This is a genomic window from Serratia sp. CY33802 (assembly GCF_052169095.1).
Classification (GTDB): Bacteria; Pseudomonadota; Gammaproteobacteria; order Enterobacterales; family Enterobacteriaceae; genus Serratia; species Serratia bockelmannii.
Window position 1 is genome coordinate 585,167 of record NZ_JBJNLL010000001.1, and the last position, 26,864, is coordinate 612,030.

The following is a 26,864-nucleotide window of genomic DNA, read 5'->3' on the forward strand; positions in this document are numbered from 1 at the left end:
GCGCAGCGTGTTCGCTATACCTGAGGGGAAATCAGCGGGATAAACTATCCCGCTGATCCCGCTACGGTATTGATTTTGATTACGCCGCTCCCGTTCTCCGCGGTGGCGGATAGCGTCATATTCTTGCAAAGCAGAGGAAGCCGTATGTGGTTTGAGCAAATAAAAAGGGGTACCGGTGGGGATGATGAGCATATTTTATTTTGTTTCCCTTATGCCGCCGGAAATGCCGAGGTATTCGTGCCATTCTCTCACTACGTCAATAGCAATACGTCCGTGTACGCCATGCAACTGCCCGGCAATGGGCGCCGCTTTTCAGAGGCGTTGTGCAATGATGTCTACAAAATTTTGGATGAGGTGGAACGAGAAGCCACGAGCCTGATGTCGGGAAAACCGTACTCATTTCTTGGTCACAGCAATGGCGGATTATTCGCCTTTGAATTGGCGAGTCGTTTTATCGCTCAGGATAAACCGCCGGCGCGAATTTTTATCGCCGCAGAAGCACCGCCGCACATTACGGATTTTAAGCATGATCCGATGCATTCAGATGATGATGAAATGGCCGAAGTATTGCGTCGTTATGGCGGAACTCAACCTGATATTTTGGATGACGTTGATTTCAGAAGCTTATTTTTTCCTATTATACGCAACGAGCTGTCGATTAATTTTCATATGAAACGGGCGTTGAAGGAGAAGACAATCAATTATCCTTTGGTGTTGATTCACGGCAGCCGCGACAGCACTGTTTCCAAGACGGACATGGCGGCTTGGGCGCGCTATACAAGCGCGCATATCGGTCTGCACACCGTTTCGTCGGATCATTTCTTCATCAATCATCAGCCGAAAGAAGTGGCGGATATCGTGAATCAGCAGCTGGCGTAAAGCGCAGGTATGGCGGTTGGGGCACAACCGCCATTAACGCAATGGCGTCATCACACCACCGGCGCCACCGTCAGCAGCAGGTTGGCGAAGCGGCGCTGTTCGCCGGAGGCGATCACCAGCAACGTCCGATCCGATTTGACCGCGGCGTAAAACGCCTCGCGCGGCAGGTATTCGATCGGGCAATGTTCAGGCAGCAGCTGCCGGTATTCGGCTTCGATAGCGTTGGTGAAGTCCGGCGGGCAGGCCATCAGCGCCGCGCTTTCCACGTTGATGCAGGCCAGCAGTTTTTCCAGGATTGGCGGAGCGGCGAGCGTGCCGGGCGCCAGGTTCAGATAGACCACGGTGGCGTCTTTCGGCGCGTGGGTCACGCAGGCGTAGTTGCCGTCGGCGATCAGCACCTGGGTTTTATGCCCGCATTGCGCCAGCGCGGCGAGCAGCGGTGGGTGGATGATGGCGGATTTAATCATAAGGCGATACCTGAATAGGGGGCGGCAGCCGTGCCGCCCGCAGCTGAATTACATGCGGTAGATGCCGCCGTTGATATCAAGAGTGGCGCCGGAGATGAAGCCGTCGTATTCCGCCGCCAGAAAGGTGATGGCGCGCGCCACGTCGTCCGGCGTGCCTGCGCGGCCCAGCGGGATGGCGCGAACGGTTTCCTCCGCCGATTCTTGGGTGGTGTGGCGATTATGGAAGCGGGTGCCGAGGATCAGGCCGGGCGCCACCGCGTTTACCCGGATGCCGTGCTCGCCCAGCTCCGCCGCCAGCGAGCGCGTCCAGGTGAGCACCGCGCCCTTGGTGGCGGAATAGACCAGCGAGCCGGAGTGGCCGCCGGCGCGGCCGGCCTGCGAGGCCAGGTTGACGATGCTGGCGCCGTTTGCCGCCGCCTTCAGGAACGGTAGCGCGCTCTGCGTCACGTTCAGCATGGTGGTCATGTTCACGTCGATCACGGTTTGCCAGAAGGCGCGGTCGATCTCGCCCAGCCATTTGCGCCCGACGATGCCGCCGACGTTATTGACCAGAATATCGATGCCGCCGAGAAACTCGGCGCCGGCCGCGACGCAGCGCAGCGTTTCGTCGGTATCGATGAGATCGGCGTAGCCGTAAGCGGCTTTTTGCCCCAGAGAATGGGCCAGCGCCACCAGCGCCTTGGGGCCGCTTTCGTCGCTGTGATAGTGAAAATAGATGTCGCAACCGGCCTTGATCAGCCGCTCCGCAGTGGCGCGGCCAATGCCCTGTTCCGCTCCGGTGATAAAGACCTTTTTGCCCGCAAGATCGCCCATGATTGACTCCTTATTGGTTCGTTAAGAATTGATGACGCCTTCACGCTGTTTGGCGCAGTAGAAAATGCAGATCAGCCCGGTGGCCAGCAGGCACGAGGCCAGGAAAAACAGCCCCGGCGCGCTGCTGCCGGTCAGATCGTTCAGCACGCCCACCGCATAGGGGGCGACAAAACCGCCGATATTGCCGATGCAGCTGACCACAGCCAGCCCGGCGGCCGCAGCCGCGCCGGTGGAGATATTGGCGGGCATGGATAAAAACGGCGGCACGGCGGTGTAGATACCGATGGCGGCGATGCACAGGAACGACAGCGCGACGAGCGGGTCGTATTTAAAAAACGTCACCGCCCCCATCAGGCCGATGGCGGCAACCACCATGCTGAGGCCGGCAAATACGCCGAGCTTTTTGGTTTTGCTGGCCCACAGGCTCCACGGATAGACCAGCAGCGCGGCCAGGCCGTAGGGAATGAGCGCCAGTAGGCTGACGCGGAAGATATCGCCGCCGGAGAGGGCGCTGATGATCGACGGCAGCCAGGTGCCGAAGCCATAAATGCCGCACACCATGCCGAAGTTGAGCAGCGCGTAGAGCAGGTATTTCTTGTTTTTAATCCCCTTCAGGAAGTCAGCCAGCGTGATTTTAGAGCCGGATTTGGAGCGGCCGGCGTTGCTCATCAGCCAGGCTTTTTCCTCCACGTTCAGATAGCCGACGTCTTTGGGGGAGTTCTTGATCAGGAACGGGATCAGCAGGCCGATGACGATCGGCGGTAGCCCTTCGAGGATAAACAGCAGCTGCCAGGGGGCGAACCCGAACCAGTCATGCTGAATATTGAGAATAAAGCCGGAAATCGGCGAGCCGACCGCGTTGGACAGCGGCTGGACGATGATAAACATGCCGAGAATTTTGGTGCGGTATTTCTCCGGAAAGAAAACCGTGAAGTAATACACCACCGAGGGAAAGAAACCGGCTTCGCACACGCCCAGCATAAAACGGCAAATATACAGCTCCAGCGGCGTGCGCACAAAACCGAGCAGGGTCGCGAAGATGCCCCAGGAAATTAATATTCTGGCGAACCAGATGCGCGGGCCAAATTTAATGGTGCCGGCGTTGCTGGGTATTTCAAACAAGAAATAGCCGATAAAGAAAATCCCGGAGGCGAAGCCGAAAGCCGAGGCGGTCAATCCCAGATTATCTTCCAACGCTTTGGCGGCGTAGGCCATATTGTTGCGGTCGAGAAAGGCCAGGAAATACAATAAGATCATGAGGGGGACGATATGCAACGTCAACTTCCTGATAGCGCTGCGTTCAATATCCGTTGGCATTGTTTTTTTCATCATGGTTTTTCCCATGTGGTTAATCGGAATAATAGCGGCCCGGCTCAAAGTCATGAGCGGCGTGCTGAATAACGACGTTGCGTGCATAAAAGCGTCGCGCCGTTTATTTATTGCGACGATTCTATTTTTTCTGCTTTTAGCTGTGACGATCCGGACGATGCCGGCTGCGCATCGTCTGGGAAAGTCGTTTTTTACCGTATTAACCGGCGGCTTTGACCGAGCGCCGGCTGATGACCGACGGCGGGAAGAGAAACTCGCCGGGCGGTTGCAAATCATTGTTGATACGGCCGATCAGGCGTTCGACCATCAGCTGCGCCATCTCCGCCAGCGGTGGGCCAATCGACGTCAACCCCGGTTCGGCCAGGCCGGCCAGCGCGATATTATCGATGCCGATCACCGAGATGTCTGCGGGCACCTGGATGCCGGCGGCACGCAGGCCCACCATCAGCCCGATGCCCAGCGCATCGTTAATCGCCACGATGCCGTCCGGGCGCGGTGCCAACGCGAGAACGCGCGGCGCCAGCGTCAGCCCCAATTCGAACATTTCCGTGTCGCCGTAGGCGCTGTTGGCTTTGCCTTCGATCACCCGTTGGCGTTCGCTCAGGCTGTGCCCCAGCGCGCTCAGAAAACCGTCGATCTTGTGGCTGCGCCCGACGGTTAGCGTCGCTTCGGTGGCGAACACGATGTGTCGGCAGCCGCGCTCGAGCAGGTGCTGCGCGGCCAGGCGCCCGGCGGCGATATTGTCCATCGACACGCTGTCGAACAGTCGGGTATCGGTGGCCATCGGCTCGGCGAACGGGCTGTCGTAGCTGACAATCTTCATGCCTCGCTCGGCGGCCCGAACAAAATGAGTCTGGCGAATGTCGCTCGCCGCTACGATGATGCCGCGCACGCCGTGCAGGAACATATCGTCGATAAACGCGGCTTCTTCCTGTTCCTGGCGGTAGGCGTTGCCGAGCAAAACGCGGTAACGGTGAACCCGCGCCGCGCCGTCGACCGCATGCGCCAGCGCCGAAAAGCTCGGGTTGACGATCGACGGCAGCAGCAGGCCGATGATCTTCGCCTGCGGCGCGGGCACCGCCGCTCGGGCCGGCCGGTATCCCAGGGTTTCCATCGCCCGTTCGATGCGCTCACGGGTCTGCGCGCTCATCTGGTGGCTGCGATTGTTCAGCAGGTTCGACACGCTGCTGATGGACACGCCGGCCAACCGCGCCACATCACGAATATTTGCCATTTACCGATACCTTGCTGCCTGCCGTTAGCCTGCAATCTATAAGGGAAGCCGGCCGCAGGCAAGCTGGAACCGGGGCGCTGCGCACATGGGATTGCGCATTTGTGAGAATCGTCAGGCGGCAGCCGTGTTGTTTACTAAACAACACAGGGGGAGAGGGGCAATGTGTTAACGCAGATGAGTGAGATCTGCGAAGCACCTCTCGTTTATCGCCCTTCGGGGCGGCGGGTTCTGTACTATTGTTTTCTCTTTGCGGCACGTTCCAGGCCGATGGGGCGCTGGGCGCAACGGAGAGAACAGATGAACAAACGGGAATTAGAAAGCGCGATTGTCACCGATTTTTCCAAACGCATGAGCTATGGCGACTACCTGTGCCTGGACTCGCTGCTGGACTGCCAGCACCCACTCTCCAACCCGCCGCATCATGACGAAATGCTGTTCGTGATACAGCACCAAACCTCCGAGCTGTGGATGAAGCTGATGCTGCACGAGCTGCAGGCGGCGGTGCGGCTGGTGCAACAGGACAAACTCAGCCACTGTTTCAAAATCCTCGCGCGCGTCAAACAGATCCAGCGGCTGCTGTTCGAACAGTGGGCGGTGCTGGAAACGCTAACGCCGTCGGAGTACGTCGAGTTTCGCGACGTGCTGGGCAGCTCATCGGGCTTCCAGTCGCACCAATACCGGTCGATCGAGTTCCTGCTCGGCAACAAGAATGCGGCGATGCTGGCGGTGTTTAACAGCGATGCGGAAAAGCACGCCGCGCTGAAGGCGATCCTCGAAGCGCCGAGCCTGTACGACGAATACTTGCTGTACCTGGCACGCCACGGCCTGCCGATCCCGCAGGAGTGCCTCGAGCGTGACTGGACGCAGCCCTACCAGCGCAACCCGGATCTGCTGCCGGCGTTCAAAGTGATCTACGACAACCCGCAGACCTACTGGGAAGCCTATGAAATGGCGGAGAAGCTGGTGGATATCGAGGAGAGTTTCCATCTGTGGCGTTTCCGCCATATGAAAACGGTGGAGCGGATCATTGGCTTTAAGTCAGGTACCGGCGGTTCCAGCGGCGTCAGCTTCCTGAAAAAGGCGTTGGATCTGACCTTTTTCCCCGAGCTGCTGGACGTGCGCACCGAAATCGGCGCCTGAAATAACGTGGGAGGATAAGGGCGATGAGCGTGAGGATTATCGATAAAGCGGCGGAGAAGGTGGTGGGAGTGAGAGTCGTGGGGCCGTATCCGCAGACCATCCCGCAGGGCTCGCAGCAACTGCTGGCATGGCGGAAACGCCACGGCGTGCCGTTTGGCAAATGGCTGGTGCTGTATTGGGACGATCCGGCGGAAGTGGCGCCGGAAAAGCTGCGTGCCGACGTAGTGATAAGCGTGGCGGACGATTTCGCGCTGCCGGCGGGCAGCGAGGGCGTGACCGTGCAGACGCTGCCCGCCGGGCAGTATGCGGTCTACCACGTGCGCATCAGCGATGGCGATTTCGAGCGGGTGTGGGGCGAGTTCTATCAGAAGCTGCTGCCGGCCAGCGGCTACCAGCCGGTTGAGGGGGTGAGCTATGAGCACTATCTCAACGACTGCGAAGCCGACGGCTATTTCGACCTCGATATTTACCAGACGGTGAAGAAGTGGTGAGACGGCGCGGTAGCGTATCAAAAGGCTCTTTGGGAGCCTTTTGATGGGATATTTAAAGATTCATTTAAAAGAGGAACAGTCATAAGATAATTATTCCATGTCTATATCATAGAATGTATATTTAAGGTTTTTATAAACCTACTGTTTTCAGCAAGCGCCCCTAATAGAGCGCCAGTGAAAAATGAAACCCAGCAACTTTATCTTATATCTTGCTGGTTGTGATTCACCCGTCGCCGTGATTATTGTTATTCTGTTTTTGTGCATTTCCGACTCTACATTCTGAATGTAGATATCCAGATTTTCATTTTTATATGAAGGTATTGGGTCATATGGGTACTCTATGACTTTTATCCCGCTTATTTTTTCTGCGATCGCCTTCCTGATGTTTTCATCTATATCCCATATGGGTATCGCAGAGCTGTTATCATAAAGTACTTTTTCGTTAGAGTTAGGGATGGATACTTCTTTTTTAAATAAACGAAACTGCTCTTCGTTATCATCAAATAGTTGCCTGTTTGATGGGGTAATGACAATTTTCTCTTTGTTCATAATATTTAAATAGATCTAGTGAATAAATGATTCATGCCTTTATTGATTGTTAGTGTGCGAAGTGAAGATGTAGTTATTTGCGATATTCGAGGGGGGGTGAAAAATCACACACACTCTGCATTATGGAATGAGTGTGTGAATTTTTATATAATAATGTGGATGAGTTTCCTCTTTTTTAATAAATTATGTTATTCCTTTTGCAATATTTTCGCCATTCATCCTCAGTATGAAATGCACTGCGATAGTTGCATACTATTGTTCCCGTTAAATTATGTGGGTCATAAGCAGCGTCAATATGCCCCCATGAACCACTAACTGGAAGTTGTATATGAGTTTTTTCATAAAACCATGTTCGAAGATTTTTGGTAATAGCACCTTCTACTTTTTTTTGTATTCCCATCATGAGTTTTTCAGGCGCAAAACGCCAACTGCAAAGCACTGCATCTGTAATGAAGGCCCCGGAGAAGTCGGCAATTATATATATATCGCCGGCTTTTTCTTTTTTTGTACTGATTATTGTTCTGTATGATGTAGTCCTACCATCTGACTTTTCTGGCCAACCCTCCCACAATCTGGAGCCTTTTATTAGCATTTCTCGGGTTGTCGCTGTACCTAGCGTTATTCCCGCGAGTTCTAGTGTTCCGTCATAAGTATCTAGTTGCATTTTACAATCCAATTTCAAAAGGCTTATCAATTGGCTCAAGAACAGTTTTATAGTTAGAAAGGAAAAATTGAGTTCCTCCGCCTTCGCCGAATCTCGTTGGGTCTTGAGATATCGCTTTACCTGTTCCTGCAATCGTTTCTCTTTTTACTCTATATGCTTGTATTTTAGATCTATAACCAAATTTTTCATGTGGAAGCACCTGCAAACTTTCCCATAGCTTGGCTCTACTGCCACCTGCAGCATCTAGCGTCGCCTTGTTGAAGTAAAAACCAGATTGCCCTGGAGCGCCGCCATAAACAATGTCACCTTCTTTCAACATGATATTTGACCAAGAGTCTCGTCCTTTGTAGATACCTCGACCTTGCCATTGTCGACCAAAAGCTGCCTGATTATGATCGTTGGCTTTGGTTGCTGCGCATCGTGGCTTCCATCCCCAAGGATCCACCCAACCCAGCGGATTCGGCGCGTATTGGTACAGGTTGATCCCGCCGGCCAAACCTATCGGATCGTGCTGGGTAAATCTGCCGATATCCGGATCGTAATAGCGGAACAAATTGTAGTGCAATCCCGTTTCCCGATCCAGGTATTGCCCCTGCAGGCGCAGGTTTTGGGAATAATCCAGATCTTGCTGATTTTCCTCATACTTTATGCGGCCCCAGGCGCTGCTGTGACTCTGCCAGCGCAGCGTTCCGTCGCTGTCGGTCAGGCTTTCCGGTTCGCCGTTCGGCGCCGTGTGGAAGTAAAATACTTGGGCCGGCGTGTGGCCGTCGATGCGCGCCAAAGGTTCATAGCTGCCCTGATCGGCATAGACATAGGTGAGGGGCATGCCGTCGCGAGTTTCCTGCAGCAGCCGGAAACCTTCCCACAAAAACGTGGTGGTTTGGCATTTGCCGGCCGGTTGGCGCAGATCCTGACTTTGCTGCCACACCCGCTTTTGCGTGCGCCGCCCGAGCGGATCATAGTGGAACTGCACATGCTGCTGGGCTTCGCTGCGATGTTGGCTGTAGCGCACCACCTCGCAGAGGCGATGATCGGCGTCGTAGAGATATTGCCAACGGTAGTGGCCTTTGCGTTTTTCCACCGTGCGGCCAAAGACATCGTATCGGTAATCAATTCCCTGATAATGCAGTACGCGGTTGTGCCGCTGGCGGAATTGCCCCTCATCCAGCAGGTTGGATGCCGGATCGTACCGGTAGCGCTCGGTATCCGGCAGCGTGCCGTCCCGGCTCAGCAATCGACCGGTGGCATCGTACTGATAACGCTGGTAGGAGAACGGGTTGGCGTTGTGTTCTTCGCGCGTCAGGTTGTTTTGATAGTCGTAGGACCACTGGCGCGAGCTGCTGGCCGGCGCCGGGCGCTGGCGGTTGTCATTGAAGATCTCCCGCCGGTCTTTGCGCCCCAGCCGATCATAATGCACTCGGCTGGTCAGGCGACCCTGCGTACGGCTCAGCTCGCGGTGCAGATTGTCACGCTCGAACTCGCTGAGGGTGATATCGTCCAGCGCCAGCTGCAGCAGGTGGCCGCTGCCGTAGTACAGCGCGCGCAGCGCGCGTCCGTCGGGCAAGGTGGTTTGCGTGCGGTTACCCATCGGATCGTAATCATAGCGCAGCGTACCGTTGGCACCTTGTTCACGGGTTACCCGCCCCAGCAAGTCATAGTCAAAACTGACCTCGCTCTGAGCCGTTGTCGGCTCGTCATGCCATGCGTTGCCGCGGTCACTGGCGGCATGCAGCAGTTGGCCGAGCGGACTGTAGCGGCAGCGGGTTTCTCCATCGGGCGTCTGTTTGCTCACCAGTTGGCCGGCGCCGTCATGGTTGAAATAGTGCGAGAAGGCGGCGGAGGTATTGGCGGCGAAGCGGCGCTCGACGACCCGGCGGCATTCGTCGTAACGATAGCGGGTGCTGACGCCGTCCAACCCGATTTCTTCCTGCAACAGATTGCAGGCCGTCCAATGGAACAGGTAACTTTCGGCATTCTCGTTGCGCAGCGCCGTTAATCTGCCGCGGGCGTCGTAGTGGCGCACCACCTCGCCATCGAGCGGATTGCGCGTGGCCAGCAGGCGGCCGGCTGCGTCATAGCGATAATGCGTCAGGCGCCCATCGGCCCCCTGATAGCGATCCAGCTGGCCCTGCGCGTTCCAGCTCAGCGTCTCTTGCCAGCCCTCGGCGCGCTGCAGCTGTGTCAGGCGGCCGGCGGCATCGTAGCGGTAATGGACGCGTTCGCCGGCGGCGTCGGTCACCTCGCTGAGCCAGCCTTGAGCCGTATATTTGTAGAGGGTTTGTTTGCCGGAGCAATCGCGGGCGCGCAATAATTGCCCGTGCTCATCATAAGCGAAATGGCTGATGCCGCCGTTGGCGTCGACGGCTTGCACCACCTGGCCATAGCCATCGCGCAGGTAGCGCTGGGTATGGCCGAGCGCATCGATCTCGGCAATCAAGGCATGGCGCTCGTCGTAGTAGAAATGCTGTGTGGCGCCGTTGGGCTCCTTGACGCTGATCGGCAGTGCGCGCTGCGGTAGCCAACCGGTGAGGCGGATATGGCCGAGCGGATCCTCTTCCTCGACCAGATTACCGGCTTCATCGTAGCGGAAATGCCAGCCGTGGCCGAGCGGATCGCGCGTGGCGATCAGCATGTCTTCGTCATTCCATTGGTAATGCCAGACCTCACCACGCTCGTCGGTATATTCGACGATCAGCCGTTGGGCGTTCCAGCGGTGCTGGTGCCGCAAGCCGTCATACTCGGTGACCGTCGTTAACCCGGCGGCCAAATCGTAGTCGATTGTACAGCCGCCGCCGGCGCTGTCGCGGTGTTCCACCACGCGCCAGTCGTCGAACATCGCCCAGCGATACGCGAAGCTGGGCCCACCGGCCTGTTGGTGGCGGGTCAATAGATGTTGGGCGTTATAGTGAAATTCACGCGTGACCAAGCCGCCGGCGTCGATCACCTGATGCAGATCGCCGCCGCCGTCATAACGGTAGCGCACGCGTGGTTCGTCGTTATGCCGCAAGGCGGTGACGCGATCGTCGAAGCGCGGATCGCCGTATTCCAGCCGCAATGTCATGGTGCCGGCGCTGTCGACGATGTGGCTCAGGCGCTGTCGTTCGTCGTAGTTCAGCAGCAGCGCATTATCGTACTCATCGCTCAACGACACCAGCCTCAGGCGGGAAGGGGTCTGCGGCAGCGGCACGAACAGCCGCCAGACGCTGCCGTCGGTGTCGGCGATCAGCAGCTGTCCCTCTTCACCGCGGCGGAACATCAGCCCTTCACCGGCGCTGAAGCTCGGCTGGTTCACCTCAGGCAGCGGGAAGCGTAGCTCACGACCGGTTTCATCATGCAGGCAACACTCAATGACGCCGTCCCGGTCGTTAAGATCGACCCAAATTTCAAAAGGCGTGCGCCAGCCGTGGCCAAACAGTCCCTGATAGCCATTGCGGCTGTTGTAATTGCGCTGCCAGATCAGCGGAAAGCGCGCCGGCAGCAACAGGTCCAGATCTTCTTCGTCGTTCAATACCTTGGCGCCGGTGGCGGCATGCACCGGGTTAAAGGCGGCGTGGATCGCTTCGCCGAGGGCGTTAACGCCCGCCGCCGCCAGACCGCCGCCGAACATGCAAGGCAGGTTCTTAACCAGCTTGGCCGGATTACCGAGCAGCAGCGGCAGCACGGTCAGCGCCAAACCGATACCCGGCAGCTTGCCGCTCTTGATGTCGCGTACCACCACCGTGCCGCCGCCGATCTGCACATTTTTGGAGACGTCGGTCGAGACTTTCGCCTCGCAGGTTGAACGGTCATTGCTGCGTACGGCCGGTTGGCCGTTGATAAATACTTTACTGGAGCCTTCCGCCAGGTATTGCGGAAGCGGGTGTTTGTCGCAGCTGATTTTATCTTCTTCCAGCGGTTGGCTGGGCTGGCTGGGGCCGGCGACGCCGGGCTGCCATAGCTGCGAGAGGATATTACCGCCGGCGGCCAGCAGCTCGGCGCCATAATCCCAGAAGCTTTGCGGCGGCTGTGGCGCCGGTAACGCTTTGATCTCTGCGGGCGTGAGTAAACGACCTGCGGCGCGTGCCGCCGGTTTGGCGTTGGTGAAGACGTTGGGGGAGCCCGTGAGAATGACGCCGGAGACGGAAGGCGGGAAGAGCCAGTTGGCCACGGCGTCGCAGCCGTTGCTGATATGTTCTCCGACGCCGGTCAGGCTGGTGGCAAAACCGACGATCAGCCCGGCGCCGACGCAGCCGGAGGCCGCCGTCGCCGCTGCGCCGAGCACCGCCACCCCTGCCAATGCCGGCGCTGCGGCGGCGGCTGCTGCGGACACGGCGGCGGTCGCCACCGCATACACCGCGACTTCGGCGACGGCGCTGGCGATGTCCGCCAACGCGCTGGTGTGGATCAGTTCATCATCCTTTCTTGCTGCCCAGATCTCAGCCATGGCTATTGTTCACTGTGTTCGGTCAAGACCAGCGACGCTTTCACCTGCTGCCAGTGAGCGTCATCCTCGGGGGTGAAGGGGCGCATGGCGGCATAGGTGACGATCAGTAACGTCTGGCTCTCGTCCGGCTGCACCGCCAACTGATGCTGATGATGGTGGTGTCCGGCGCGGATAAAGCGACTGGTGACTTCAATCGCCTTGAGATGGCCCTGCGGCCCGGCGCTGATGCGCCGGCGCGGCGACTGTTGCAAATCGCTGATCTGAGGCAGCAGTGCTTGCCACTGCTTCTCGAATTCGTCCTCCAGCGTGGCACCTTGCGGAATGATGCCGCGGGTGATGACCAGCGAGGCGCCGGTTTGCGGGTTTTTGAGAATATTGACCGTGCAGTCCTGCCAGGCGATGGCGGGGAGGGTGAAATGGCCTTCCTGGAAAAGGTAATCCATGGATGTCCTTGCAAGTAATCAGGGGAAAGGACGCGGCGCAGGGCCGCGTCGGCATCAGGATTTCGGGAACAGCTGATCGACGGCGCTCTGGATTGCCGCCTGATGGCCACCGCCCGGTGCGGCGGTGCGCGCGGCGCCGCCAGGCTGGTTGAGATCCAGTTGGCCGCCGGTATTGATCTCTCCGTCCTCTTTCACCGTGATATTGAAGCTGGTGCCGGTGATGTTGATTTGGCCGTTCGCCAGCAGCTCGATCACGCTTTCGCCGCACTCGAGCCGCAGCGATTCGCCGGAGCCGAGGGTAAAGGCGTTAACCACGGCGTCGCTGCGCGTTTTGCCGGTCAGCGCGGAGGATTCGCCTTTGACGCCGGTTGCCTGATTGAGCACCACCCGTTTGATCTGGTTGCCGCCCACCAGATGCGTGTGGTCGTTAGCGATGGTGTGGCTTTCATCGTTTTTCACCTGGGTGTCCATGTTGCGCTCCGCCTGGATCCACACCTGTTCGGCGCCGGCCTTGTCTTCGAAACGCAGGGCGTTGGCGTTGTCGGCGGTGCCGTCCTTGGTGCGGCTCATAAAGCCCATCTGGGTGGCGGCGGCCGGCAGCGCCCAAGGCGGCATGCTGGCTTCGTTATAGACGCGCCCGGTGACGATCGGCCGATCCGGATCGCCGTTGATAAAGTCCACCACCACTTCGTCGTTCACGCGCGGGATCTGCACGCCGCCGTAGCCTTGGCCGGCCCAGGCGCTGGAGACGCGCACCCAGCAGGAGCTGCCGTCGTCTTTCGGCCCGAAGCGATCCCAGTGGAACTTCACCTTGATACGGCCGTATTTGTCGGTCCAAATCGATTCGCCGGCCGGGCCGACCACCCGGGCGGTCTGCGGCCCGTGGGTTTTCGGCCAGGTGGCCTGCTGCGGCGGGTGCCAGGGCACGTCCGCCGGCAGCACGATGAAGTCGATACGGTGTTCGCTGCTCTGATCGTCGCCGCTGGCATAGCGGTTCTCTTTCAGATGGTAGTTGGCCTGCAGCGTCAGGTACTCGCGGTTGTCGTCGGCGTGCGGGGCGTTATACAGCGTAAAGGTGCTGCCGGGAGCAATGCCCAGCGCGGTGGCGGTACCGCGGATCTGCTGATGTTCGGCCTGCCAGGCCTCCTGGCGCACGCGGGCGTAGAACTCCCCCTGCTGATGCTCGGTGTAGCGGCCCGGCCAGTCGTAAACGTCGATCTGCCCCGGCGTCGGCGAGACCGGGTTTTGCCGTGCCTGGAACAGCCAGGCGTTCGGCTTGCGGAAATCGTAGTCGTCCAGGCTGTAGATACCCGGCGTGACGCGATCGGACAACGTCCACTGGCTGATGCCTTCCTCGCTGGTGCTGCCGCCGGACGGCGTCAGGTGGTAGGGGATCATCTCATAGCCGGGATAGGGCTGGTGGTGGTGGGGGGCGTCCCCGAGCACCAGCGTGTGTTTGCCCATCTCGTGTTTGAAATAGTAATAGATGCCCTCCAGCTCCATCAGGCGGCTGATGAAGTTGAAACTGCTTTCGTTGTACTGCACGCAGTAGCCCCACAGGCGATAGTCACCGGTCAGCTGATCTTCCAGCTGCACGTTGTGCTCCGCCAGCAGGGTCTTGACGATCTGCGGCACCGTCTGTTCCTGGAAGATGCGGAAGTTGCGGTCCTTGGTCATCGGCCAGAGATCCGGCTGCACGTGCAGGTTATACACCGCGTAGCGCGTGCCGCCGATCTCTTCGCTGCTGACGGCGATGGCGGTGATCTTGCCGTTCAGGTAGCGCGGGGCGCTGAGGAAGCCCTGGGTTGGGATCTCCAGCGTCAGCGGTTGGCCGAGCAGCGCTTTGCGATCGAGCCGCGCGTCGGTGCTCAGCAATTCAATAGAGAAGTCAAAAGGGGTGGAAAGCGCTTCGATACCGTCCAGTGAGCGGAACAACAGTTGTTCCTGGCCCAGCGGCGTGTGCGCAATAATGCGGTCCAACATGAGAACGTCCTCTGTGATTGACGTCATGCCCTGCATACTCCGGCGTTGCAGCGGCCTTGCCGCGCGGCCAATGAGGATGGGCAGTGGTGCGTCAGTCTCATGAAATAGGGAAACCCCGCCGAGGCGGAGTTTCAGAACGGGATTAACCGGCGGTGGCCGGATTGACCAGCCAGGTGCCGGCGGTGTCGATGCTGAGCTGCTGGCGGCGGAGTCGATCGTCGTGGCGGATTTCCAGCTGATAGCGGCCTGGCGCCAGGTTCAGGCTGGCGAAGCCGTTTGCGCCCGGCGTCACCTGCTGCGGCTTGCCGTCGAGGCTGACCTGTTCGCCCGGTTGCAGTTTGAAGTACACCAACGCCACCGGCTGCGGTGGCGGTGCCACCTTTTCAGGTTCCGCGGCTGCAGGCTGCGCGGTTTGCGGCGCGCTCGGCTGTTCCGCCAGGGTTTTCTGCGCCGGTGACGCCTCAGTGTTTTGGGCCACGGCCTGGGTATCGTCCTCGCCGCCGCTCAGCCAGGCGACGGCACCGATCACCAGCAGCGCCGCGACGCCGGCGCCGGCCATCATCGGCCGCGAGAATTGGGTGCCGCGCGCGGTAACGGCGCCGGCGGCGGCCGCAGCGGCAGCCGGGTTGGCGGCGACCAGCAGGTTCTCCGGCGCAGCCGCAGGGGTGCTGATGATTTCGTTCTCATCGGCGATTGGCAGATGCAGCAGCTCGGCCATTTCATCGATGGTCTGCGGGCGGTCTTCCGGCTTCAGCGCCAGCGCGCGATCGACGGTGCGCAGCAGCTCCGGCGAGTAACCGGCGGGGCGGCGCTCGGCCAGCGGCTGGTAGCTGTCTTCGATGCTGCGCACCACGCTGACCGGCGGCGGCGAACCGACGATCAGCGTGTGCAGCACGGCGCCCAGCGCGTAGATATCGGTCCAGGGCCCCTGTTCGCCGTCGCTGTTCTCGGTGTACTGCTCGATCGGCGCGAAGCCCGGTTTGAGCATGATCTCCGTTTCGTCTGACAGGTTGCCGATCTCTTTACGCGCCGATCCGAAGTCCAGCAGCACCGGCAGCTGGCTTTCCTGGATCTGGATGTTATCCAGCGAAATGTCGCGGTGCAGATAGCCTTCCTGGTGGATGGTGTTGATGGCGCTGAACAGCGGCGGCAGCAGCCGCCGGATCCACGCCTCGTCGATTTTCTCCGGTTGCTGCGCCTGCAGGTTCTTCAGCGTGGTGCCGCTGTAAAACTGGGTGCCCATGTAGGCGGTGCCGTTCTCTTCCCAGAAGCGCAACACGTGCAGCAGGCCGGGGTGCGAGAAGCGCGCCAGCAGACGCGCCTCCTGAATAAAGCTGTTCAGCCCGGCCTGGAAGGTTTTGCTGAAGCGTTCACCGCGCAGCCCGATGCTGAGATCGTCGTTGCGTTTCGCCAGCGAGGTTGGCATGTACTCCTTGATGGCGATGGTGCGTTCCAGTTGGTGATCGTAGGCGCGGTAGACGATGCCGAAGCCGCCTTCGCCGATCGCTTCCTGGATCTCGAATTCATTGAATCGATAGCCGCTCGGCAGGCTGTTCGAATTCGGTTTGGTTATCCCGGTTCCCGACATAGTGATGACTCTCTGTGTTCAAAGGGCCGCCGTCTCGGCGGCCGCGGCGTTATGCCTGAAATTGACAAATGAATTCGTGGTTCTGCAGCGCGATATGCAGCTGGCGATAGCGCTGGTCGTTGGCGCTGCCGGTCAGCAGGGTGTGGCTGATCTGCGGCAGCAGGGTGTTGGTCAGGATGGCGTCGACCATGCGGCCACCGGACTCCACCTCGGTGCAGCGGCTGACGATCTGCTCGATGACCGCGTCGTCGAAGGTGCAGACGATGTCGTGATTCTCCGCCAGGCGACGCTGGATGCGCCCCAGCTGCAGGCGCACGATGTTGCCCAGCGTGGCGTCGGTCAGCGGGTAATACGGCACCACCAGCAGGCGGCCGAGCAAGGCGGCCGGGAACACCGACAGCAGCGGCTGGCGCAGCGCGCCGCTCAGCGCCTCCGGCTCCGGCAGCAGCTCCGGATCGCTGCACAGCCCGGCGATCAGATCGGTGCCGACGTTGGAGGTCAGGATGATAATGGTGTTGCGGAAATCGATATGGCGGCCTTCGCCGTCCTCCATCCAGCCCTTGTCGAACACCTGGAAGAAGATCTCATGCACGTCCGGGTGCGCCTTCTCGATTTCGTCCAACAGCACCACGCTGTAAGGGCGGCGGCGCACCGCCTCGGTCAGCACGCCGCCTTCGCCGTAGCCGACATAGCCGGGGGGCGCGCCTTTGAGCGTCGAAACGGTGTGCGACTCCTGGAATTCGCTCATGTTGATGGTGATGACGTTCTGCTCGCCGCCGTACAGGGTTTCCGCCAGCGCCAGCGCGGTTTCGGTCTTGCCGACGCCGGACGGCCCGGCCAGCAGGAACACCCCGACCGGCTTGTTCGGATCGTCCAGCCGCGCCCGCGAAGTGCGCACCCGGCGGGCGATCAGATCCAGCGCATGGCGTTGGCCGATCACACGCTGGTTCAGGGTGTCGGAGAGCTGCAGCACCGCCTCAATCTCGTTTTTCACCATGCGGCCCAGCGGGATGCCGGTCCAGTCGGCCACTACCGCCGCCACGATGTTGGCGTCGACGGCGGCGAAGATCAGCGGCGCTTCGCCCTGCAGCGCGCTCAGCTGCTGCTGAAGTTCGCCCAGCTGGGCGCGCAGCGCGTCGGCGTCAGGGGCCGCCTCTGTTTCTTCGCCGGTAGGCTCCGCTTCCTGCTGGTGCAACTGGGCGCGTAGCGTGATGATCTCTTGGATCAGCGCCAGCTCCTGCTGCCAGCGGTCGGTCAGCTGTTCCAGCGCCTGGCGCAGCGCGGTCAGCTGGGTTTCAATTTCCTGCGGGCGCAGGGGATCGCCAATGCCGACTTTGGCCTCGCGGCGGGCGATATCCAACTCTATCTGCAGCGCATCGATGCGGTGGCGGCAGTCTTCGACCTGGGCAGGCTCGGCGTGTTGGCTGACCGCCACGCGCGCGCAGGCGGTATCCAACAGCGCCACCGCTTTGTCCGGCAGCTGGCGGGCAGGAATATAGCGATGCGACAGCCGCACCGCGGCGTCCACCGCTTCATCCAGCAGCAGCACGCGGTGGTGTTGTTCCAGCGGACTGACGGTGCTGCGCAGCATCAGCAGCGCCTTGTCTTCGCTTGGCTCGTGCACCTGCACCACCTGGAAACGGCGGGTGAGCGCCGGGTCTTTCTCGATGTATTTCTTGTATTCCGACCAGGTGGTGGCGCCGACAGTGCGCAGTTGGCCACGCGCCAGCGCCGGTTTCAGCAGGTTGGCGGCGTCGCCGGTGCCCTGGGTGCCGCCGGCGCCGATCAGGGTGTGAATTTCGTCGATAAACAGGATGATCGGCGTCGGGCTGGACTGCACTTCGTCGATCACCGCCTGCAGCCGTTTTTCAAACTCGCCTTTGACGCCGGCGCCGGCCAGCAGCATGCCGATGTCCAACAGGCACAGTTTCACGTCGCGCAGCTGCGGCGGTACGTCGCCGGCCACGATGCGCAGCGCCAGGCCTTCCACCACCGCGGTTTTGCCGACGCCGGCCTCGCCGGTCAGCAGCGGGTTGTTCTGGCGGCGGCGCATCAGGATATCGATGATTTGCCGGATTTCCTCATCGCGGCCGGCCACCGGGTCGATCTCGCCGTTGCGCGCTCTGGCGGTCAGATCCTGGGCATACTGCGCCAGCACGCTTTCACCGCTGCGCGGCGCGCCGGATACGTTCTCGGCGCCGCTTTCCGCCGGCGCATCCTGGGCGTTTTCCGCCGAGTGAGCGGTGATGGCGGCGAACTGATCCATCAACAGATCGGCGTTGATGCGCTCGAACTGCGGGGAAATGGCCTTCAGCAGATGGCGCAGGCTGTAGGTTTTCAGGATACCGAGCAGCAGGTGGCCGCCGCGGATGCGCGCCGCGCCGAATTTCAATGAGCCATAGACCCAGGCGCGTTCTACTGCGCTGTCGATGTGCTCGGACAGATCGGAAATGGCGCTGGCGCCGCGCGGCAGGCGATCGAGCGCCTCGACGATGTCGCGCGCCAATTGCGCCTCGTCCAGCGCGAAGTGGCGAACGATTTGCTGCAGATCGCCGTCCGGCGATTGCATCAGCTGATGCAGCCAGTGCGCCAGTTCGACGTAGGGGTTACCGCGCAGCTTGCAAAACGCCGTCGCACTTTCCAGAGAGGTGAATAACAGGCTATCCAGTTTGCCAAATAATACCGAGCGGCTGATTTCAGACATGGTTTTCCTCAGGTCTCAGAGTGGCCTGGCACCGCAGGGCGCCGGCCGAAATAGGGTCAGAACGGGTTTTCCAGCGGTTCAGGGCTGAAGATCAGATCGTCGAGATCGCGCTGTCGCCGATGGTCGGCCAGCCAACTGCTCAGGCCCAACCGCTGCGCGCCGCCGAGCTGGATGCCGTGCGCCTGTTCCTTCGCCAGGATCAGGCGCACTTCCCAGACGAACTCGATGCCCAAGTATTGGCGCACCCAGTCGCGCAGTTGCCGGCACAGATCGGCGCCGGGCAGAAAGCGGTCATAGTCCCGCTGCGGCATCGGCCCCAGCTCGATGCGGAACTTGTGCTGGATATCCCGCACCGCGATGCCGAGAAAAGCCGACTCGCCGAGCCGTGGCGCGCCGCGTCCGGCCTTGAGCCGCGCCTGCTCGCGCGGTTCTACCCGCAGCCAGTGCGGCACGTTCTCGACGATGCGCACCGGCACCTTGAAATACTGCTGCAAAATCTTGCTCAGGCCTTCCGGATCGCGGCTGTGGCGAATCAGATGACCGGCCATAAAATGTTTAGCGTGGGCGTTGATGCTGTCGCGCTCTTGCTGCGCCGGCTGGCCGAGGCCGATCAGGCTCGACAGGTACTCGTCGAAGCGCCGGTTGTCCGGGCGATCCAGCGATACCGTCGGTTGCGCGTCGGCCCAGGCGCGGTAAAATAGCAGCGTCAGCCGGTGATGGAACAGATTGGTGAACGCCAGCAGGGTGGTGTCCTGATGGTGATACACCCGTTCGCGCACGTATTCGGTCAGGTGCAGCGGCAGCGGCCCGTTGGGGCCGAACAGACCGAAACTGAAGATCGAAACGTCGTGCAGCGGGCTGTTGGCGCGCGGCGTCACCTGCGCCAGCGTGGAGGGTGCGAACGACAGCGAAGGTTCCTGCCCCAGGCGCAGCATCTCGTGGCGCGGCAGCGGCGCGCGTCCCAGCAGGTAGGGCTGGCCGCCCTGGGCGTCGATGCGGCGCAGCAGCTGAAACAGATCGTGCTTGTAAGGCGCGCTGCGCAGCCGCGGCCAAAAGTCGTCCGGCAGGCGATACAGCGCGTTGATCTGCGGCGGCGCCAATTCGGTGGCGATCATCTCCGCGTTCATATCAGCGTCCTTTTGCCCATGCGCGCCTGCCAGTAGGCGATTTCGCCGCGTTGCTGGCTGGAGAGCGTCATCTCGGTGAAGGTGTTCATCGCCACCAGGCGCGAGAACAGGCGCTCCAGCACGCTGCCGAGCAGGTAAGGGCTGTTGCCCGAGAACGCCTGCTCATCGACCGTCAGATCGATGGCGATGCCGCGCGCGAACACGATGGGGCCGGGTTCAGGCACTCGCCGATAGACCGGCCGCAGGTTGCAGTGGCGCACGCCCTGGATCTGTTTGGCGATCGCCGGCTCGCTCAGGTTGCCATACAGCCCCAGCAACTGGCGCAGGCTGGCGGCGCCCTGTTCCGGATCGCCGTCCATCATGCTGAGGTAATTCAGCTGCAGCTGACTGATCAACCGCCAGGTGATCATCCCTTCGGCCAGCGCCGGGCGTGGCGGGGTGGGGCCTTTGCGCAGCGAGACCTGCTTGATCGGGATTGAATCGGGCATCACGAAGTTGCCCTGATCCTGCTGCAGCAACATCAACGGCAGGTCGCGGCTGGTGCACAACACGTCGGCGGTGAGGTATTTCAGATCGCTGTGCCACGGCGATTGCCGTTCGTCCACCAGCGATACGAACACTTCCGAACCGGCATAGCCGGTGCGGGTGCCATAGCGGCGGGCGTGTTCCGACAGGGTGCGCTGTTCGCGCCGCAGCGAGAAGTAGGCGCCATAGTTGCCGTCGTCCGCGCTCAGGGTGCTGTAAAACGGCCGAAACTCTTGCTCGTAGCGTTTTTCGCTGGCGCTGCCGCCGAGCCGCTGCACCGAGAACACTTCGTAATCCAGCGGCCGGATATTGTCGACCACCAGATGGTATTCGTGGTTTTTTTCGTTGATCGCGATGCGTTCGGCGATCTTCGGAAACAGGTTGATCACCGGCGTGCAGTGCAGCGCCAAATGGGCAACGTCGACCACCCGTTCTAGCGCGGCGTCGTGCCGATCCAGCAGCACCACGATCTCGAACTGGCGCAGCGCTTTTTTCCCTTCGCGCACGCTCTGCAGCAGCGGACGCAGGCCGTTGACGCTGAAAAACTGGAAGCGCGCCGGGAAGGCGAAATACTCCTGCAGCAGCCGGTAGCCTTCAAAGTTGCGCAGGTCGTTGGGCAGCAGCGCCTGCTCGGCGGCGAAGCCCTCCTGCCGCAGCCCGTCCAGCGCCAGCGCCCGCCGCTGCGGTTGCGCCTCCACCGTTTGGCAGACAAGCCCGACGCTGTGCTGCATCAGCAACTCCAGCAGCTGCTGCGCCTGCATGTCCGGCCCGGCCAGGTAAAACATCAATTGGTCCAACTGCAGGTTGTTGAGCGTTACGCTTTCGTAGCACTCGAGCCGAATGCGCAGCGCGCTGACGCAGCCGCTGTGCTGCAGCCCCAGCGAGGCCAGCGGGATATCGGCCGGAATGCCACCCAGCTCGACGCCGGCGATGCGCACCGGCTGCAGCGTGACGTCATGGGCGGTGGTGTAGCTGCAGGTGATGCCGCTTTTCTTCAGCGTCTGGCTGTCCATCATGGTGCCGCGCGGCACCACGAAACCGTTGCTGATGTCGCCTTTGCTGCTGTCCGGCTGCAGCTCGGCGATCGCCATCGACGGCGTCGGCGACAGGTAATTGGGGTAGATGATCTCCAGCAAGCGCTGAGAAAAGCGCGGGAACTCGGCGTCCATTTTCAGCTGCACGCGCGAGGTGAGGAAGGCGAAGCCTTCCATCAGGCGCTCGATATAAGGGTCCGCCACGTCGATGCCGCGCATGCCGAGACGGCCCGCGACCTTCGGGTACTGTTCGGCGAACTCGGCGCCCATCTCACGCAGATAGGCCAGCTCGCGGTTGTAATAGTCTAACAGTTTACTGTCCATCGCCTTACCCTATGTCTTTCAGATCGAAGTGGCCGTTTTCCAGATCCACGTCGGTACGGAACAGAAACTCCAGCGGATAGGGCACGCACCACAGGCGGCCCTTGATTTCGATCGACAGCACGTTGTGCAGTTCCAGCGAACCGGTGTCCGAGATGCAGCGCACCTGCAGCCCTTCGGGCAGAATGCGCGGTTCGAAATGGAGGATGGAATCGGTCAGCGCGCGCTGAATGTCGAGCCATTCGATGTCCGACATGCGCTTGCCCGCCAGCGAGGCGATGCCGTAATTCAGCGTGGAGCGCCGCACCTGCGGAAAATCGCCGAGATCCAGATTGGATTCGCTGTTGACGCAGTTGAACAGCCACTGCAAATCGCGCAGCACCCGACGGCGCAACTCGCTGTGCGACACCAGGTTGCGCACCTGCGCCTCCTGTTTTTTCTGCGGTTCGTCGTCGGTCAGCATGTCGAGCAGCACCGGCTGCATTTTGTCGCGTGAAGTCAGGCGCTCGCTGTCCTGACGATTGCGATAGCCCTGGCGGCGCAGATCGCCGCCGTCGTAGTGGGGTGGGTGTTTATCGTTCATGTTCAGGCGCTCGCGTCGAAGCTCAGCTGCCGCAGGCTGTGCAGCGGGAATTCGTCGCTTTCGCTGAGCCAGGTCTTCAGGCCTAGCCCCGCATAGTGGGTGCCGTCGCCCAGCGGTTGCCATTCGGTGCGTTTGCCCAGCAGCAGCGCGTCGTCGCTGCCTTCGGCCAGCGGGTAACGGGCGGGCAGTTGGCATACCTGTTCGCGGCCGTCGGTCAGGCGCACCAGTGCATGGCTCCACACCAGATCGATGGCGCTCTGCGGCGCCTGGAACTGGATCGCGGCGATATCGGCGAACGGCAGCCAGTAGTAAACGCCGTTCAGCGCCAGCTCGCATACCGGCCCGAGGCGGCCGTCACCGTCGGTCAGCCAGTCGAAACTCAGCTGCCGCTCTTGGTTCCCTTCAGCCAGCGTTAACTGCCCGGCGCCGGCCGGTGCGGCCTCCAGCGCTTCGTCGCGCAGCGTCTGGGCCTGTTCGGCCGCCCCTTGCGCATCCTGATGCAGCGCCTGCACCAGCAGTTGCAGCCAGGGCTGATCCTGCCGCAGCAGCGCCGGCGCGGCCGCGCCGGCAAACACCGCCTGGCGTTGCAGCTCGGCGTTGACCGACTGCATCAGCAGCAGCGTGGTCGGTTGAGCGATCGGTTTCAGCGCCTGCCAGGATTTCAGCTGCGCGTTGGCGCGCGTCCAGTTGCCGCTCAGGCACAGCAGTTGCACCAGCGCAGCGCGCAGGTCGGCATCCGCCGGTTTCGCCTTGATATCGTTTTCGACGGCGGTGATGGCCGCGGCGATCGACTGGCCTTGCAGCATGCTTGCTAATGATTTCACAGGCTTTCCTTATAATCAGTGAGTGGCGCCGTTAACCGACAGGTAGCTGCCGCTGGCAGGATCGACGCGGTCTGCGACCAGCTTTTCCACCAGCTTGAAGGTCAGCGGGGCGGGGGCGCTTAGCAGCGGCTGCCAGGCGGTTTGCGCCTGCTGTACGCGCTGTTTGACCTTGTTCTCGTCGGCGGCATCGACACGCGGCATTTCAACGATCGCTTCACCGTTGAACGCCCAGGCGTGCAGCTTCGGTTCGAAGCTCAGCAGCAGGAAGCTGCCCGGCGCCTGCGGGTTGCCGCCCAAAACCAGCCGTTGGGCGTTGGCGCTGACGACGGTCAGCGCGCGATCGCCGCCGTTCACCTTCGCCAGCGGGTAACCTTGCAGGAACCACAGCGTCGGCGAGAGGGTTTGGCCGCCCTGTTGCAGCGTGACCGCGCCGCTGCCCTGCAGCCAGCCGTCCTCGCCGCAGCGCAGCGCTTCACCAGCGGGAATGAATAGCGCGCCGCCGTTGGCTTCGTCACCCCAGAAGGTGCGGAAGTGGCAGCCCTGCGGCAGGCTGAAACGCTGAGGCGGCGCGGTGTCCGCCTGCGGAGAAGTCACGGCCACTGCAGCAGGGATAGCCGGCTGCGGCGGGGTTTCCGGCTGCTCGACGGCCTCCTGTTTGACCACCGGTTTCCAGCCGCGCGCTTTGGCGGCTTCGCCGCTGGCCAGCTTCTCACCGCGCTTGTCGGTCAGCGTCCAGGGCAGGTGGCCGGCTTTCGGGCACTGCTTTTCCAACAGATTGCCGACGCGCGGCAGGAAGTCGTTCAGCACCGCCGGATCCTGGCTTTGCGCCGAGACGATGCGCAGCGGGATGCTCTTGCCGCACCAGCTTGCCGGATTGCTGTTTTTGACGTCATCGATAAACACTTCCAGCTTCTGGCTGGGGGAGTAAACCAGGCGATAGTTCATCGCCTGCGCGGTCGGCACCGCCATCAGGGCGACGAGCCCCGGCATCCAATATTTCATAGTGAACCTTGCTGTGAATGTGCGCTGCTCAGTCGCGGCTCAGAAACCGCTCCGCATCCGCCAGCGAATGCAGCAGGGTGGTTTCCTGCGGTGAGCCAATCCAGACGGCGATAGCGCTGTAGTTATCGCTGTTATTGTTTTTCTTCCATGCCTGCTGCATCAGGGCGATCCACTCGCTGGGGGAGTTGACCATATGCAGCGACTGTTCCAGTTCGGCCTGGCTGAAGCTGTGCCAGAAGCCGTCGGTGCACAGCAGGAAAACGTCGCCGTCTTCCAGCTGCAGCACGTCGCTGTAGGTGGCGTCGCGCTCTTCGTTGAGTCCCAGCGCGAAATACAGCAGGTTGCTGTTGATGCCGTTGGTCTGGTAGCCGGCGTCCTGCATCTGTTGGATCAGGCTGTGGTCGGTGGTGACGGTATGCAGGTAGCCGCGGCGGAACAGGTACAGGCGGCTGTCGCCGGCGTGCGCCCAGTAGGCCAGCTGGTAATCGCGATCGATAAACAGACTGACCAGCGTGGTGCCCATCTTGCTGTATTCGTCCGACTGCCGCTGCTGCTGGTGGATGGCGGCGTTGGCGCTGGTGATGTGCTGACGAATGCTCTGGGCGTTCAGGTGCTTTTCGCCGTCGAAGTTTTGCAAAATGGTGTCGCGTGCCAGTTTGGCGGCGATATCGCCGCCCGGAAAACCGGCGATGCCGTCGCACACCACGAAGCAGGCGGCGCGGTTGCCGAGCACCTCGCCGGTCTGATCCTGGTTGGAGGCGCGGCCGCCCTGGTTGGAGGTAGAGGCTATGGTGATATTCATTACGCGTCCGGTTTGGTCTGTGAGTCTTTGTATTGATTCACTTCAACGTCATAGGCGTGCAGGAAGGCTTCGCCGAACAGGGTGTGGAAATCGTCCTCGATTTCGCCGGAGGTTTGCTGATAGTTCTTTACGAAGTAGTCCCACAGCGCGGCCTTGCGGTTGGCGGGCAGCGACAGACGCGGCGCCACGCCTTCCTTGCGCGCTTCTTCTTCGAGACGCTCCGGGTTAAACGACTGCAGCATGGCGGCGATGATGGCGCGAATACCGGCGATCATCCCCAGCTGGTGCGCCTGCAGGTCGATCAGCGCGTCGCGCACCGCCTGCTCCGGCGGCATAAAGCCCGGCATCTGGCTGCCGAACATCTGCATCAGCACCGTTTTTCCCGAAGGCAGCAGCTTGAACGGGTTGTTGGCTTCGTCGAGGATCATGGTCATCTCGGCCTTCACGCCGCGCTTGAGGATCGAGCGGGATGAGAGCAGGGCGACGGTGCCTTGCGAGAACAGGCTCAACAGGCGACCGGCCTGGCGGATCTGTTGTTCGTCAAAGTGCGGCTGCGGTTGCAGATCGTCGAGACCGATGCCTTGCAGCAGCGCCGCCAGCAACGGCCCTTCCAATGCGTCGCCACTTGGCGCGGCGGCGTGCTGCCGCTGGGCAGACTGGTAGGCAACTGGATCGATGCCCAGGCGGTTGCCCTGGCGCGGGCGCGGCGGCTGTGCAGGCGGTTCCTGCTGGCTGAACTGCGGCGCAGGTTGGGGCTGTGGCTCAGGCGTCTGCACGGGCGGCGGCGTCGGCTGTGGGCGCGGCGCCGCCGGTTGTGCGGCGATCGGCGCCGGTGACGGCGACGGCGGTGCGGGCGGCTGTACCGGCTCCTCCGGCTGGGCCAGCGGCACGGCGCCGCCCATCAGCAGCCCCAGCGGATCGTTGCTGTTTAACGTCTCTGGCGAAGCGGGCGCGGATGAACCGCCGAACAGCGCCAGTGGATCCAGCTCTTGTTCCGGTTGCTGCGCATTCTGGACGGGGGGAGCAGGGCGCGGTGGCGCAGCCTGCTCCGCCAGCAGCGCGCTGGGGGTGGTGTCGGCCAGGATATGCTCACGCTCAAAGGTGGTGTCGGTGTTGAATAAGGCGGCCGGATCGGTTTGCTGTTGCTGCAATTGGCGCAGATCGACATCGCCCGCCAGCTGCGCCAGCGGATCGGCCGGGTTCAGCTCGCGAGCGGGGGTCTCCAGCAGTGGATGGCTGTCTGGATTGGCGACTGGCGGCGGCGTGACGGCGGCCGGCGCATTCGGCGTAAATTCTTCCACCAGGCTGTCCCAGATTTCGTTGGGGATTGGCGCAGCAGATTTTTCTTTGGCGGCGGCTGTTGGGGCCGCAGCAGCGGCAACGGCGGCGGCCTTGGCCACCGGTTGAGCCTGCGGCGCGGCGTGCTGGTGCAGCGCGCTGACTTCAATCTGGTAATCGTCGATGCCGAGTACGTCGCCATCCTGCAGTTCAACCTGGCGGCCGCGTTCCAGCGGAATGTCGTTCAGCAGCACGCGGGTAACGTTGCCGCGGTTGGTGATGCGGCATTCGCCGTCAGCGGAAATGTGCACGATCGCCTGCAGGCGGGAAATGGCGCGCTCTTCGTCCGGCAGCACCAGGTTGTTGTCCACGCTGCGGCCGATGGTGCCGCCCGGCGGCAGAAAATCGCAACTGCTCTGCGGCGGAACCTGGCCGCTTTTATTTTTTACAATGGAAAATCGCATAAGGCATTCCTGCTGATAAGATCTTATGGCTAGACAGTGGAACTCAATAACGGGATGAGTTCGACTTTATTTCTTTCCTAAGAGAGAACTTTGAACGTGAGTGACTAAATTTTTTTTGGTTAACGCATTATATGGTCGAAAACTTCAATGTAATAACGTGAGGCTGTATGTGTCAGGTGATGCCTTTGCTATTGCTA

The 26,864-nt window shown here is 61.0% G+C and carries 21 protein-coding genes; 3 read left to right on the top strand and 18 right to left on the bottom strand.

Annotation, left to right across the window (positions count from 1 at the left end):
- The first annotated feature begins 144 nt into the window (after positions 1-144).
- Positions 145-879: a thioesterase II family protein gene (locus ACJ8HA_RS02740; RefSeq protein ID WP_075201387.1), complete on the top strand. Its 735-nt coding sequence runs from the start codon at positions 145-147 to the stop codon at positions 877-879.
- A gap of 50 nt (positions 880-929) precedes the next feature.
- Here the strand turns inward: ACJ8HA_RS02740 and ACJ8HA_RS02745 are convergent, their stop codons facing one another.
- From ACJ8HA_RS02745 to ACJ8HA_RS02760, 4 genes are all read right to left on the bottom strand, one after another.
- Positions 930-1,346: an RbsD/FucU family protein gene (locus tag ACJ8HA_RS02745; RefSeq protein ID WP_148123539.1), complete on the bottom strand. Its 417-nt coding sequence runs from the start codon at positions 1,344-1,346 to the stop codon at positions 930-932.
- Between the two features lie 48 nt (positions 1,347-1,394).
- Positions 1,395-2,159, bottom strand: a complete 765-nt coding sequence (locus ACJ8HA_RS02750) for an SDR family NAD(P)-dependent oxidoreductase (RefSeq protein WP_025303314.1) — start codon at positions 2,157-2,159, stop codon at positions 1,395-1,397.
- Between the two features lie 21 nt (positions 2,160-2,180).
- Positions 2,181-3,416: an MFS transporter gene (locus ACJ8HA_RS02755; protein WP_016927236.1), complete on the bottom strand. Its 1,236-nt coding sequence runs from the start codon at positions 3,414-3,416 to the stop codon at positions 2,181-2,183.
- Between the two features lie 271 nt (positions 3,417-3,687).
- Positions 3,688-4,722 carry a LacI family DNA-binding transcriptional regulator gene (locus tag ACJ8HA_RS02760; RefSeq protein ID WP_149570421.1) on the bottom strand — a complete coding sequence of 345 codons (1,035 nt, stop codon included), beginning with the start codon at positions 4,720-4,722 and terminating at the stop codon, positions 3,688-3,690.
- A 297-nt stretch (positions 4,723-5,019) separates the two neighbouring features.
- Here ACJ8HA_RS02760 and kynA point away from each other — a divergent pair, with 297 nt between their 5' ends.
- Positions 5,020-5,862 carry a tryptophan 2,3-dioxygenase gene (gene kynA / locus ACJ8HA_RS02765; RefSeq protein WP_089196004.1) on the top strand — a complete coding sequence of 281 codons (843 nt, stop codon included), beginning with the start codon at positions 5,020-5,022 and terminating at the stop codon, positions 5,860-5,862.
- Between the two features lie 23 nt (positions 5,863-5,885).
- Positions 5,886-6,353, top strand: a complete 468-nt coding sequence (gene sbmC / locus ACJ8HA_RS02770; RefSeq protein WP_089196003.1) for a DNA gyrase inhibitor SbmC — start codon at positions 5,886-5,888, stop codon at positions 6,351-6,353.
- A gap of 147 nt (positions 6,354-6,500) precedes the next feature.
- Here sbmC and ACJ8HA_RS02775 read toward each other — a convergent pair whose 3' ends face one another.
- The 14 genes from ACJ8HA_RS02775 to tagH all read right to left on the bottom strand — a co-directional run bounded on the left by ACJ8HA_RS02775 (position 6,501) and on the right by tagH (position 26,667).
- Positions 6,501-6,902, bottom strand: a complete 402-nt coding sequence (locus tag ACJ8HA_RS02775) for a hypothetical protein (protein ID WP_442515194.1) — start codon at positions 6,900-6,902, stop codon at positions 6,501-6,503.
- Between the two features lie 175 nt (positions 6,903-7,077).
- Positions 7,078-7,566 (bottom strand): hypothetical protein, encoded by a 489-nt coding sequence (locus tag ACJ8HA_RS02780; RefSeq protein ID WP_071826121.1) that lies wholly within the window; start codon positions 7,564-7,566, stop codon positions 7,078-7,080.
- 1 nt (position 7,567) lies between these two features.
- Positions 7,568-11,989, bottom strand: a complete 4,422-nt coding sequence (locus tag ACJ8HA_RS02785) for an RHS repeat-associated core domain-containing protein (RefSeq protein ID WP_442515195.1) — start codon at positions 11,987-11,989, stop codon at positions 7,568-7,570.
- A 2-nt stretch (positions 11,990-11,991) separates the two neighbouring features.
- The gene (locus ACJ8HA_RS02790; RefSeq protein WP_025303306.1) at positions 11,992-12,432 is read right to left on the bottom strand and encodes a DcrB-related protein; all 441 of its coding nucleotides are present in this window, start codon (positions 12,430-12,432) and stop codon (positions 11,992-11,994) included.
- Positions 12,433-12,486: 54 nt separating this feature from the next.
- Positions 12,487-14,415: a type VI secretion system Vgr family protein gene (locus ACJ8HA_RS02795; protein ID WP_025303305.1), complete on the bottom strand. Its 1,929-nt coding sequence runs from the start codon at positions 14,413-14,415 to the stop codon at positions 12,487-12,489.
- A gap of 142 nt (positions 14,416-14,557) precedes the next feature.
- On the bottom strand, positions 14,558-16,003 hold the full coding sequence (locus ACJ8HA_RS02800) for a serine/threonine protein kinase (protein WP_049209073.1): 1,446 nt from the start codon (positions 16,001-16,003) through the stop codon (positions 14,558-14,560).
- Positions 16,004-16,052: 49 nt separating this feature from the next.
- Positions 16,053-18,707, bottom strand: a complete 2,655-nt coding sequence (tssH, locus tag ACJ8HA_RS02805) for a type VI secretion system ATPase TssH (protein ID WP_442515196.1) — start codon at positions 18,705-18,707, stop codon at positions 16,053-16,055.
- Positions 18,708-18,763: 56 nt separating this feature from the next.
- Positions 18,764-19,834, bottom strand: a complete 1,071-nt coding sequence (gene tssG / locus ACJ8HA_RS02810; protein WP_049206010.1) for a type VI secretion system baseplate subunit TssG — start codon at positions 19,832-19,834, stop codon at positions 18,764-18,766.
- Positions 19,831-21,717, bottom strand: a complete 1,887-nt coding sequence (tssF, locus tag ACJ8HA_RS02815; protein ID WP_025303301.1) for a type VI secretion system baseplate subunit TssF — start codon at positions 21,715-21,717, stop codon at positions 19,831-19,833. The genes tssG and tssF overlap by 4 nt, the downstream gene beginning before the upstream one ends.
- A 4-nt stretch (positions 21,718-21,721) precedes the next feature.
- Positions 21,722-22,297 (bottom strand): type VI secretion system baseplate subunit TssE, encoded by a 576-nt coding sequence (locus ACJ8HA_RS02820; RefSeq protein WP_442515197.1) that lies wholly within the window; start codon positions 22,295-22,297, stop codon positions 21,722-21,724.
- A gap of 2 nt (positions 22,298-22,299) precedes the next feature.
- On the bottom strand, positions 22,300-23,121 hold the full coding sequence (locus ACJ8HA_RS02825; RefSeq protein ID WP_043138708.1) for a type VI secretion system accessory protein TagJ: 822 nt from the start codon (positions 23,119-23,121) through the stop codon (positions 22,300-22,302).
- Positions 23,122-23,136: 15 nt separating this feature from the next.
- Positions 23,137-24,123, bottom strand: coding sequence for a type VI secretion system-associated protein (locus ACJ8HA_RS02830; protein ID WP_442515198.1), 987 nt, complete (start codon positions 24,121-24,123; stop codon positions 23,137-23,139).
- 28 nt (positions 24,124-24,151) lie between these two features.
- The gene (locus tag ACJ8HA_RS02835) at positions 24,152-24,925 is read right to left on the bottom strand and encodes a PP2C family protein-serine/threonine phosphatase (RefSeq protein WP_025303297.1); all 774 of its coding nucleotides are present in this window, start codon (positions 24,923-24,925) and stop codon (positions 24,152-24,154) included.
- The gene (gene tagH, locus ACJ8HA_RS02840) at positions 24,925-26,667 is read right to left on the bottom strand and encodes a type VI secretion system-associated FHA domain protein TagH (protein WP_049295874.1); all 1,743 of its coding nucleotides are present in this window, start codon (positions 26,665-26,667) and stop codon (positions 24,925-24,927) included. The genes ACJ8HA_RS02835 and tagH overlap by 1 nt, the downstream gene beginning before the upstream one ends.
- Positions 26,668-26,864: the final 197 nt, after the last annotated feature.

Excerpts from the sequence above, each read along its gene's own strand:
- ACJ8HA_RS02745 (WP_148123539.1), bottom strand. The coding sequence starts at position 1,346 with ATGATTAAATCCGCCATCATCCACCCACCGCTGCTCGCCGCGCTGGCG.
- tssG (WP_049206010.1), bottom strand. The coding sequence starts at position 19,834 with ATGAACGCGGAGATGATCGCCACCGAATTGGCGCCGCCGCAGATCAAC.
- ACJ8HA_RS02835 (WP_025303297.1), bottom strand. The coding sequence starts at position 24,925 with ATGAATATCACCATAGCCTCTACCTCCAACCAGGGCGGCCGCGCCTCC.
- ACJ8HA_RS02775 (WP_442515194.1), bottom strand. The coding sequence starts at position 6,902 with ATGAACAAAGAGAAAATTGTCATTACCCCATCAAACAGGCAACTATTT.
- ACJ8HA_RS02785 (WP_442515195.1), bottom strand. The coding sequence starts at position 11,989 with ATGGCTGAGATCTGGGCAGCAAGAAAGGATGATGAACTGATCCACACC.
- ACJ8HA_RS02755 (WP_016927236.1), bottom strand. The coding sequence starts at position 3,416 with ATGATCTTATTGTATTTCCTGGCCTTTCTCGACCGCAACAATATGGCC.
- ACJ8HA_RS02740 (WP_075201387.1), top strand. The coding sequence starts at position 145 with ATGTGGTTTGAGCAAATAAAAAGGGGTACCGGTGGGGATGATGAGCAT.
- kynA (WP_089196004.1), top strand. The coding sequence starts at position 5,020 with ATGAACAAACGGGAATTAGAAAGCGCGATTGTCACCGATTTTTCCAAA.
- ACJ8HA_RS02780 (WP_071826121.1), bottom strand. The coding sequence starts at position 7,566 with ATGCAACTAGATACTTATGACGGAACACTAGAACTCGCGGGAATAACG.
- tssF (WP_025303301.1), bottom strand. The coding sequence starts at position 21,717 with ATGGACAGTAAACTGTTAGACTATTACAACCGCGAGCTGGCCTATCTG.
- ACJ8HA_RS02790 (WP_025303306.1), bottom strand. The coding sequence starts at position 12,432 with ATGGATTACCTTTTCCAGGAAGGCCATTTCACCCTCCCCGCCATCGCC.
- ACJ8HA_RS02800 (WP_049209073.1), bottom strand. The coding sequence starts at position 16,003 with ATGTCGGGAACCGGGATAACCAAACCGAATTCGAACAGCCTGCCGAGC.
- ACJ8HA_RS02760 (WP_149570421.1), bottom strand. The coding sequence starts at position 4,722 with ATGGCAAATATTCGTGATGTGGCGCGGTTGGCCGGCGTGTCCATCAGC.
- ACJ8HA_RS02830 (WP_442515198.1), bottom strand. The coding sequence starts at position 24,123 with ATGAAATATTGGATGCCGGGGCTCGTCGCCCTGATGGCGGTGCCGACC.
- tagH (WP_049295874.1), bottom strand. The coding sequence starts at position 26,667 with ATGCGATTTTCCATTGTAAAAAATAAAAGCGGCCAGGTTCCGCCGCAG.
- ACJ8HA_RS02795 (WP_025303305.1), bottom strand. The coding sequence starts at position 14,415 with ATGTTGGACCGCATTATTGCGCACACGCCGCTGGGCCAGGAACAACTG.
- ACJ8HA_RS02750 (WP_025303314.1), bottom strand. The coding sequence starts at position 2,159 with ATGGGCGATCTTGCGGGCAAAAAGGTCTTTATCACCGGAGCGGAACAG.
- tssH (WP_442515196.1), bottom strand. The coding sequence starts at position 18,707 with ATGTCTGAAATCAGCCGCTCGGTATTATTTGGCAAACTGGATAGCCTG.
- sbmC (WP_089196003.1), top strand. The coding sequence starts at position 5,886 with ATGAGCGTGAGGATTATCGATAAAGCGGCGGAGAAGGTGGTGGGAGTG.
- ACJ8HA_RS02820 (WP_442515197.1), bottom strand. The coding sequence starts at position 22,297 with ATGAACGATAAACACCCACCCCACTACGACGGCGGCGATCTGCGCCGC.